The organism is Geobacillus sp. ZGt-1, from assembly GCF_001026865.1.
Taxonomy (GTDB): domain Bacteria; phylum Bacillota; class Bacilli; order Bacillales; family Anoxybacillaceae; genus Geobacillus; species Geobacillus thermoleovorans.
Map to the genome: position 1 here is coordinate 57,398 of NZ_LDPD01000018.1, position 8,631 is coordinate 66,028.

The window sequence follows — 8,631 nt, forward strand, 5'->3', positions numbered from 1 at the left end:
TGGAGTTGGGGGAGTCCGCAGAAGAAGCAGCCCGGCGGGAAGTGTGGGAAGAAACAGGGCTGGAAATCGGCAAACTGGAACTAGTCGATGTGTTTTCTGGAAAAAAATATTTTGTTCGGCTGCCTAATGGAGATCAATATTACCCAGTCACTGTTGTTTATCTCACCCGTGATATCCGCGGTGGAGAACTGAAAGAAGACGGGGAAGAATCGCTGGAAGTGAAATTCTTCCCTTTTCATGAATTGCCAAACGAACTCTCTCCTCTTGTTAAAGATTTTATCGAACAATATTTCAGGGGATGACGAGCCAAGCCTTGGAGCTCTCTCCAAGGCTTCACCATTGTTGAAAACACTCTTTTCTAAGAACCAAATCCGCAGCTGGAGGGGCAAAAAAATTTAGAAGCCCATTTTAATGGTAATAAATTGAAGAATAATCGGCGCACCTTTTGGCGGCGGCTCGGCTGTTTTCAACGTCAGTTTCCCCTTTTCCACCTCATACAGTTTTTCCGGTTGCAGCACCCCATTAATAAACAAGTTGATCCATGATACATGTTTCGGATCTAAAATACCGCGGTCGCCGTACTCTCTCAGTTCATCGCCGTCTGTATAGACGGTTTTCACTCCGTCTGATATGGTGTTATACTGGTACGTTTCCGCCTGCAAGACACGCGGAGGGAAGTGGAGCGCCACACGGAGGGGAATGGTCAGTACAGCATGGGTCCAATCGTATACTTTGGAAGCAGCAATCACATGTTTTGCTGTTGAAGATGTCCGTTTCATTCGTTTGCTCACCCAAACACACCATATTGTTTCGTGATCATTTCACTCCGCAAGATATTTTGCATTAGTATATTCACCTCCCATCTTCAAAGTGAATAGCAAACAAAATGGCAGGTTAATGAACGGTAGTAAAAAATCACTATATTCCACTTAATTCCGTCTATTATAACAGGATCATAAAACGACCAAATTCGTTTAAAATGTTTGTTTCATAATTCAAATTCACTGGTAAAACAGGCTGGTATAGCAGGGCAAAAACATCATTTTTCTCCCATTACGGCAATCGCCGAGCCATCCTCTGTAATTAATCCATACAATAAAATGAACCTATGGCACCGGCTGATTGCCAACAGAGTTCCAGATACTAAAAAGAACGGATGATAATTGGCTCAGCTTCGGGGCCACAGCATGTTAAACACAAAATGGAGAAGGGGAGATTGTATGGCTTTGCAATTAATTAAATTGTTTGTCGCCGCTACTACCACGACAGAGGTTGCACCAGACGTCGCAAGATTTTTTTACATCACAACAGCTGAAACAGCAGAAGGAGCAACCTTAACGATCGACGCAGCCAGCTTTTTGCAAGACGACGGCAGCCAAGCGACACAGCTGCCAGCATTGGCAACTAACAATAGCTACTTTAACGTGTACATTAACGGCGTTTTGCAAATGGAAGGGATATCGACGTACACCCCAGGAGCTACCGGCGTCGGGTCACTGTCCATTACCGTCCCGACCGGAAGCGGCTCGATTCCAGCTAACACCCCGGTTGTGCTCGAAATTGTCCAATTCGCTCCAAGCTCCAACACTACTGTGACGACGTAACAGCCGTACTCTTTTCGATCATAAAAACAGGCGCACCGATGGGCGCGCCTGGTTTACTGTTCTGTTTCGTTTTCTTTCTTCCGGCTCTCCGTCATTTGCTTCCACACAGACCCTTTCGCTTCTTCGCCGCCTTCGATCCGTTCAATGGCCATTTTCACTTGCAAGCTCACTTCAAACTCCGGATCGTTTTCCGCCGCTTTCAACGCTGGCAGCGCCGATTCGTCGCCGACTTCGTACAAAAACATGGCCGCGCGCCAACGGACGAGCTTGCTTTCGTCCTTTAGCGCTTCGATCATGGCCGGAATGGCCTCCGGATCGCCGATGTCGGACAAACAGTCGCCGGCGGTGCGGCGGACAGCGACAGCAGGATCTTTTAACGCTTCATACAAATACGGAAGCACCTTTTTGCCGCCGATCATGCCGAGATACGCCGTCGCCAGGCGGCGAATCGCCATTTTTTCATCCTTGAGCGCCTTGGCCAACACCGGGATATCGTCCTCGGTCGGCTCGGCCATCTGTTCGAGCGCGGCATACCGTTTGCGCCAATCCGGGTCATCGAGCATCTCGCTCGTCACTTTGAGGCTTGGACGCTTTTGCACCGTTTTTTCCTGCTCGCCGCGGCGGAACATGTTGACGATCCGCTCCAGCCGCTCGGGCGGATAGGCTGCCGACAGCTCATCGACCATTTCGCGGCCGATTTCCTCAAACGTGCCGTAGCGCACTCCTTTTTCGACCCATTTGCGCTCAAGCACAACATTTCCTGCGTATTTTTGCGCCTCAATGACCGCGTCCATAAACGGTTTCGGCAGCCCGACGCGGTGTTCGCGCTCCCCATCGACAAGCTTCACTTGCATCGGCAGACCGTACAGCATTTGCACGAACACTTTCACTTCGCCGAAATGTTCGTTTCCTTTCGGCTTTGCCTCGGCGCCGTCATCCACTTTCTCGCCGAACACTTCGCGCACTTTCGCCAAAATGTCGCGCCAGTCGTATTTCGGATGGCGTTCAATAGCCAAAAAATCAGCGACATGGTAAATGCCTTTCACTCCGTCAATGCGCATCAATGCTTGAATAAGCGGCGGCGCTTCGCTGATGTTGTCCGGTTTGTAGTTATGGCGCGTGCCGGAAGGCAATTCTTCATCAAGCAATATTTTCATCGTGTTCGGGCTTGGCGTCGGCTCAATCGCTTGAATGCGCAAGCGTTACCCCTCCTTGCCTTACAGCAGCTTTTCAATTTCCTTTCTCAGCTCGCTTGGCTTTGTTTGCGGTGCGAAACGAGCTACAACCTTGCCGTTGCGGTCGACCAAAAACTTCGTGAAATTCCATTTGATCGCCTTTGTTCCCAATGCCCCCGGCGCCTCTTCTTTCAAATATTGAAACAGCGGATGGGCGTGATCGCCATTCACATCCACTTTCGCAAACAGCGGGAACGTCACACCATAATTCAACTGGCAAAATTGCTCGATTTCCTCTTCCGTCCCCGGCTCTTGGCCGCCGAACTGGTTGCACGGAAAGCCGAGCACAACAAACCCGCGATCGCGATATTCGTCATACAGCTCCTGCAGTTCTTTATACTGCGGGGTGAAGCCGCAACGGCTCGCCGTGTTGACAATCAACAGCACGTTGCCTCGATAGACGGAAAGCGGTTGTTCCTCTCCGCGAATGGTTTTGGCGCTGAATTCATATACACTCATGATTTTTCACCTCATCTCCATCATAGCGGATTTCATGGTTTGTTTCTACTTTTTGCATCGTTACTGCCCGGCGAACAGCTGCAATTGTTCAAGTGATGAAACCATATACGGCACCATCTCCGGCAAATCGGCGGCGTTTTCCTCATAAATGAGGCGTGCAAATTCGACCACGGCTTCATTTTCATACGGGCCGCGTTCATGTGGAAATGGAAAGCGGAGCGTTTGCCGGATGATTCGCTCCTCCCCCCAAATCGTCCGCAGCGTTCCTTCAATGAGCGCACAAACGGACGAGCGGCGAACCGGAAGGGTAAACAGAAGAGCGAGCCGACAGCCGGCCCGGCCGTGATAGAGCCGCTCATTGACCAGCTCAGCAAAATCAAGCGAAAGCCGCGCGGTGCAGACGACGAGCGGATCGGGCGCATCATTCAGCCGAAATGAAATGGCGTACTCCCGAAACAAACGGGCCAAATCGACAAGGTCGCGGCGCTCGACCACGGCAATGCGCCCTTGCAAATCCGCGTCATATACCGCCCCTTCCAACACCGTTTTTAAATTGTCAAAGGCTGTCGGATCCAATCGGAATTCCCCCTTTTTGTTCACCAGCTGTTTAAGGTCAAAAAAATCAATTGAAGAATGTTGACAAAGTTTTTATAATTAAGGTATTTAGTAACGAGACAGAAACGGAGGGGACACCATTGCCAATCAACATTCCAAAAGACTTGCCGGCGAAAGAAATACTCGAACAGGAAAACATTTTCGTGATGGACGAAGAACGGGCTTACTCCCAAGACATCCGGCCGCTCAACATCATCATTTTAAACTTGATGCCCGAAAAAGAAAAAGCAGAGACACAGTTGCTGCGGCTGCTTGGCAACTCGCCGCTGCAAGTGAACGTCACCTTTTTGCGCCCGGCGACCCATGAGCCGAAAACGACAAGCAAACATCATTTAGAACAATTTTACACGATTTTCCCGCACATCCGCCATCGCAAGTTCGACGGAATGATCATCACCGGAGCCCCGGTCGAGCAATTGCCGTTCGAAGAAGTTACGTATTGGGATGAGCTGACCGATATCATGGAATGGACGAAAACGAACGTCACGTCAACGTTGCACATTTGTTGGGGAGCACAAGCTGGCTTATACTATCACTACGGCATTCCGAAATACCCATTGCCGGAAAAATGCTTCGGTGTGTTCAACCATACGGTGGAAGCGAAAAACGTGAAACTATTGCGCGGTTTTGACGATGTGTTCCGCATGCCGCACTCCCGCCATACCGACGTCAAGCGCGAAGACATCGAAAAAGTGCCAGATCTCACAATTTTGTCCATGTCCGACAAAGCCGGCGTTTGCCTCGTTGCATCGAACGACGGGCGCCGCATTTTCTTAACGGGTCATCCAGAATATGATGCGACAACGCTCAAAGAAGAATATGAACGCGACTTGGCGAAAGGGCTGCCGATTCACATCCCAGAATCATACTTTCCCAATGATGACCCAAGCCAGCCGCCGCTGAACACATGGCGCTCGCATGCCAATTTACTGTTTGTCAACTGGCTGAACTATTACGTGTATCAAGAAACGCCTTATGAATGGGAATGAAATCAATATATGCAATCATTTCACTTGAACCATCCCGAAAAAACGCCTTGCTGAAACATATGCAAGGCGTTTTTCTCATTTTGGCCGATTGTTTTCGTGTTTCGACAATCGCCCTGTTCTTTTAGTTTTTTTTGACATACAATACGATAGATTCCACCAGGAGGTGAACATGATGGGCGCTTGGCATGGAAACAGCTTTGCGTTGATTGTCGTTCTGTTTATTTTGTTGATTATTGTTGGATGTGCCTGCTTGGGCGGATATGCCTACTAACCGAAATCACTGATTGCCTTCATCCGGCCGCCGTGTTTGCCAGCATCCGGCCGGCTTGCAGCGGGAAAGCGGGAACACGAACGCTTCCCGCTTTTTTTATGCTGGGCTGTAGACAACCATGCATAGGAATGAAGGCATCGTCCATGCTAAACGTATGACAACGGCAGCCAAAGGAGGTGGAGCTCATGACGAAACGCCCAAACAACGGCAGCCGCAATCAAAACGCGCCAACGCAAGATCCGATGGCCTTGCTTCGCGGCCCGGTTTCCGGCGATAACAGCAAAGGACGTCGGCAAAACAAAATCCAAAATGACAAAACCGATGAAAATGCCTAACCTGCAAAAAAGCGGCTAAAAAACGGCCGCTTTTTTGCTTCTAAAATTCAATCCCTTTCATCGCGGTCCTTCCTTGTTCATAGTCATGCTTGATGAGCTTCATTTCCGTAACGATATCGGCAGCCGCCATCAGCTCAGGGCGCGCCGCGCGCCCCGTGATGACAAGATGGAGCGACGGCGGGCGCGTGCGGATCAGCTCGAGCACCTCGCTGACTGATACGATATCTTCAACGGGAAAGCGGTCAATGGCCAACACATTGTTCAGTTCATCGAGCACAATCATATCATACCGTCCGGAATACACATATTCTTTGGCCACCGCCCAGGCACGCTTCAATGCTTCCCGGTGGATGTCCGGCGTTTTCGTCCATGTGAAGCCGGCGCCGAGCTGACGGACGTCGACGCCAAGGCGCTCTAGGGCCAACTGCTCGCCGTATGTTCGTTCCGGCGATTTCAAAAACTGCAAAACCGCGACGTTCATTCCCCGGCCGACGGCACGCAGGGCAAGCCCCAATGCGGCCGTCGTTTTTCCTTTTCCGTCGCCCGTATAAACGATGACACGCCCGCTACGACGAGGCGTCGGCATCGACCACGCCCCCTTGCCGCTCCGGAAACCATTGGAGCGTCTCACGCAGACGAACGACATCGCCGATGATGATGATGGCCGGATGGGAAATGCCCGCCTGTTCCGCCTCGTCTGACAGCGTCGAAAGCGTCGCCGCCACCGTGCGCTGCCGCTCGGTCGTCCCCCATTCAATGATGGCCGCCGGCGTATCCGACGGCTTTCCGGCCGCCATCAAACGGCCGCAAATATCCGACAAGTTGGCCGCTCCCATGTAGACAATGATCGTATCGCATCCTCGAGTCAGCGCCTCCCAATCGATCCGCTCACTCCGATGCCCGCTGACCATCGCCACCGAGGCGGCGTAATCACGGTGGGTGACCGGAATGCCGGCGTACGCCGGCACAGCGATGCCGGATGTCACCCCTGGAACGATTTCAAACGGAATTCCGGCTTTCACCAACACTTCCGCCTCTTCACCAACGCGGCCAAAAATGCACGGATCGCCGCCTTTTAAGCGGACGACCGTTTTTCCTTGTTGCGCATGCCAAACGAGCAGCTCATGAATTTGTTCTTGAACCGTGTCATGTTTTCCCGGCTCTTTGCCGCAGTAAAGAAGCTCAGCGTCCGGCTTCGCGTAGCGCAGCAGCTTACGGTTGATGAGCCGGTCGTAAATAATGACATCCGCCCGTTCTAGGCATTCGCGGCCGTAAACCGTGATAAGCTTTTCATCACCCGGCCCAGCGCCGACTAAATACACTTTGCCGACGGTCATCGCCCCTTCTCCCCTTTCGCATTGGCCGTGGAAATGCCCGCCGAGGCGAACGTCGCCATTTCGTTCACCATCGCCATTGCTGAAATCAAGAGCGGAAACGCTACCGCCGCGCCGCTTCCTTCGCCAAGGCGCATGCCGAGATCCAAAAGCGGATCCTTCTCTAGCAAACGAAGGGCTATACTGTGCCCCGGCTCTTGCGAACGATGGCCGGCAATCATATAGTCTGTGACGTTCACGGCAAACTGGCGGGCCACAAGGGCAGCCACCGTGCAAATAAAACCGTCAAGCAAAATCGGGATGCGCCGTTCGGCGGCTGCCAGCATCGCCCCGGCCATAGCAGCGATCTCCAACCCGCCGATTTTCGAAAGCCATTCAAGCGGCTTCGCCGGATCCGGCCGATGAAGCAAGAGCGCCCGGCGGATGACGTCCCGTTTATGGGCAAGCATCTCCTCTTGAATGCCGCTTCCTTTGCCAACGATGCGCTCAAGCGGCTCCTCGGAGAGCGTGGCCAATAAAGCGCTCGCAACGGTTGTATTGCCGATGCCCATTTCGCCGACAATAAGCGTGCGGGCGCCTTGTTCAATGATGGATGCCGCCTGCTCGTAACCGACATAAAGCGCCTGTTCGGCCTCGGACGGCGTCATCGCTTCCGTTTTGGCGAAATTGTTCGTTCCCGGGCGCACCTTCTTCTGAATGACACGCTCATCAGCAATTGGCACGGCAACACCGACATCAATGACTTGAAGCAACGCGCCGATTTGCCGGCTGAAGGCGTTGATTGCCGCTCCGCCGTTGGCAAAGTTGTACACCATTTGCGCCGTCACTTCGGCCGGATAGGCGGACACCCCTTCTTCCGCGACGCCATGGTCGGCCGCAAACACGAGCACTCCGGGCGGAGTGACGCGTGGGAGCAGCTCTCCAGTCATACCGGAAAGCGCGGCCGCCACTTCTTCCAGACGGCCGAGGCTGCCGGGCGGTTTCGTCAGCTGATTGATGTAATCACGTGCTTGTTCCACCATTTCACGGCGGATCGGTGGGATGGAAGCATTCATCACGGTCGCACCATATCCCCATCAAGCGGGAATAGGCGCTTCCTCCTTTCTCGTCTATGATTGAGGGGCGAAAAAGCAGCTTTCCCCCGTCACGCTTTAGCGCAGTGGAAGGCCGGCCACCCCCGCTTTACAGAGGAATTCGCACCCCCAAACCGAGCCAATCGCTCGGCAAAAGCGGGCCATATCGGCCGTTCCTCCGCACCACCATTTTCCATATCGATCACAGCCGCTGAAATTGACGCATCATCTGTTCGATCCGTCCGACGTCGACATGCTCGCGGACATGGGCGGCAAGCCGGTCAAACATCGCTTCCTTACGGGTGTGAAACGATACAGCGCCGTGCAACGGAGCTCCCTTTTCGCGGCGAATAGCATTCAAAAAAGCGGTGCGGAACGCATCGTTATGAAACAAATCGTGCATGTACGTGCCCAGCACCCGCTCATCACTGTGCTTCGCCCCTTCATGGCGGCCGTCCGCCTCAATAAGCGGCGCATAGCCAGGAAGCGGCGCCGAGCGGCCCATATGAATCTCGTATCCTTGCACCGAAAACCGCTCGCCCGCCCACGTAAGCATCCCTTCCGTACGGATCGTGATTTTCGTCCGCTCAAGCGTCGTTTCAATCGGCAGCAAACCAAGTCCTTTTACTTCGGGGAGCGGCGTCTCGACTCCATACGGATCGCGGATGACGGCGCCAAGCATTTGGTAGCCGCCGCATAAGCCGACGACTCTCGCT

12 protein-coding genes and 1 pseudogene are annotated in these 8,631 nt (G+C 52.9%); 5 read left to right on the forward strand and 8 right to left on the reverse strand.

Features of this window, described 5'->3' with window-relative positions; all coding sequences use genetic code 11:
* Positions 1–302: NUDIX domain-containing protein (locus VU18_RS07670; RefSeq protein ID WP_047757924.1), on the forward strand; the 302-nt coding region annotated here is incomplete at its 5' end.
* Positions 303–395: 93 nt separating this feature from the next.
* On the opposite strand, the gene VU18_RS07675 is transcribed toward VU18_RS07670, so the two are convergent.
* Positions 396–779: a DUF4183 domain-containing protein gene (locus VU18_RS07675; protein ID WP_015374894.1), complete on the reverse strand. Its 384-nt coding sequence runs from the start codon at positions 777–779 to the stop codon at positions 396–398.
* 441 nt (positions 780–1,220) lie between these two features.
* Between VU18_RS07675 and VU18_RS07680 the strand changes: the two genes are divergently transcribed.
* Positions 1,221–1,604, forward strand: a complete 384-nt coding sequence (locus tag VU18_RS07680) for a DUF4183 domain-containing protein (RefSeq protein ID WP_011231275.1) — start codon at positions 1,221–1,223, stop codon at positions 1,602–1,604.
* A 53-nt stretch (positions 1,605–1,657) separates the two neighbouring features.
* Here VU18_RS07680 and VU18_RS07685 read toward each other — a convergent pair whose 3' ends face one another.
* The 3 genes from VU18_RS07685 to VU18_RS07695 are packed head-to-tail and all read right to left on the reverse strand — an operon-like array spanning position 1,658 to position 3,874.
* Positions 1,658–2,803, reverse strand: a complete 1,146-nt coding sequence (locus tag VU18_RS07685; protein WP_014195887.1) for a conserved virulence factor C family protein — start codon at positions 2,801–2,803, stop codon at positions 1,658–1,660.
* An 18-nt stretch (positions 2,804–2,821) separates the two neighbouring features.
* Positions 2,822–3,298, reverse strand: coding sequence for a glutathione peroxidase (locus VU18_RS07690; protein ID WP_014195888.1), 477 nt, complete (start codon positions 3,296–3,298; stop codon positions 2,822–2,824).
* 60 nt (positions 3,299–3,358) lie between these two features.
* Positions 3,359–3,874 carry a hypothetical protein gene (locus tag VU18_RS07695; RefSeq protein ID WP_014195889.1) on the reverse strand — a complete coding sequence of 172 codons (516 nt, stop codon included), beginning with the start codon at positions 3,872–3,874 and terminating at the stop codon, positions 3,359–3,361.
* 119 nt (positions 3,875–3,993) lie between these two features.
* On the opposite strand from VU18_RS07695, the gene metA reads away from it, so the two are divergent.
* The 3 genes from metA (at position 3,994) to VU18_RS18345 (ending at position 5,508) form a co-directional block, all read left to right on the forward strand.
* Entirely contained in the window at positions 3,994–4,902 is a 909-nt protein-coding gene (gene metA / locus VU18_RS07700; protein ID WP_014195890.1) for a homoserine O-succinyltransferase, read from the forward strand.
* A gap of 172 nt (positions 4,903–5,074) precedes the next feature.
* Entirely contained in the window at positions 5,075–5,173 is a 99-nt protein-coding gene (locus tag VU18_RS17325; protein WP_011231280.1) for a YjcZ family sporulation protein, read from the forward strand.
* 185 nt (positions 5,174–5,358) lie between these two features.
* A complete protein-coding gene (locus VU18_RS18345) occupies positions 5,359–5,508 on the forward strand; it encodes a hypothetical protein (RefSeq protein WP_011231282.1) in 150 nt (49 codons plus the stop codon).
* 40 nt (positions 5,509–5,548) lie between these two features.
* Here the strand turns inward: VU18_RS18345 and cobO are convergent, their stop codons facing one another.
* The 4 genes and pseudogenes from cobO to VU18_RS07720 all read right to left on the reverse strand — a co-directional run.
* Positions 5,549–6,094, reverse strand: a complete 546-nt coding sequence (gene cobO, locus VU18_RS07705) for a cob(I)yrinic acid a,c-diamide adenosyltransferase (RefSeq protein ID WP_011231283.1) — start codon at positions 6,092–6,094, stop codon at positions 5,549–5,551.
* Complete coding sequence (gene cobA, locus VU18_RS07710; RefSeq protein ID WP_008880165.1) at positions 6,075–6,845, reverse strand: uroporphyrinogen-III C-methyltransferase; 771 nt, start codon at positions 6,843–6,845, stop codon at positions 6,075–6,077. Before cobA ends, cobO begins: the two co-directional genes overlap by 20 nt.
* The gene (cobT, locus tag VU18_RS07715) at positions 6,842–7,897 is read right to left on the reverse strand and encodes a nicotinate-nucleotide--dimethylbenzimidazole phosphoribosyltransferase (RefSeq protein WP_011231284.1); all 1,056 of its coding nucleotides are present in this window, start codon (positions 7,895–7,897) and stop codon (positions 6,842–6,844) included. The genes cobA and cobT overlap by 4 nt, the downstream gene beginning before the upstream one ends.
* Before the next feature lie 220 nt (positions 7,898–8,117).
* A pseudogene (locus VU18_RS07720) lies at positions 8,118–8,631 on the reverse strand (cobyric acid synthase CobQ); the annotation flags it as partial.

Bases quoted from the DNA above. Each gene is read 5' to 3' on its own strand.
- VU18_RS07675 (WP_015374894.1), bottom strand. From the start codon at position 779: ATGAAACGGACATCTTCAACAGCAAAACATGTGATTGCTGCTTCCAAA.
- VU18_RS07680 (WP_011231275.1), top strand. From the start codon at position 1,221: ATGGCTTTGCAATTAATTAAATTGTTTGTCGCCGCTACTACCACGACA.
- VU18_RS07690 (WP_014195888.1), bottom strand. From the start codon at position 3,298: ATGAGTGTATATGAATTCAGCGCCAAAACCATTCGCGGAGAGGAACAA.
- VU18_RS17325 (WP_011231280.1), top strand. From the start codon at position 5,075: ATGGGCGCTTGGCATGGAAACAGCTTTGCGTTGATTGTCGTTCTGTTT.
- VU18_RS18345 (WP_011231282.1), top strand. From the start codon at position 5,359: ATGACGAAACGCCCAAACAACGGCAGCCGCAATCAAAACGCGCCAACG.
- cobO (WP_011231283.1), bottom strand. From the start codon at position 6,094: ATGCCGACGCCTCGTCGTAGCGGGCGTGTCATCGTTTATACGGGCGAC.
- cobA (WP_008880165.1), bottom strand. From the start codon at position 6,845: ATGACCGTCGGCAAAGTGTATTTAGTCGGCGCTGGGCCGGGTGATGAA.
- cobT (WP_011231284.1), bottom strand. From the start codon at position 7,897: ATGAATGCTTCCATCCCACCGATCCGCCGTGAAATGGTGGAACAAGCA.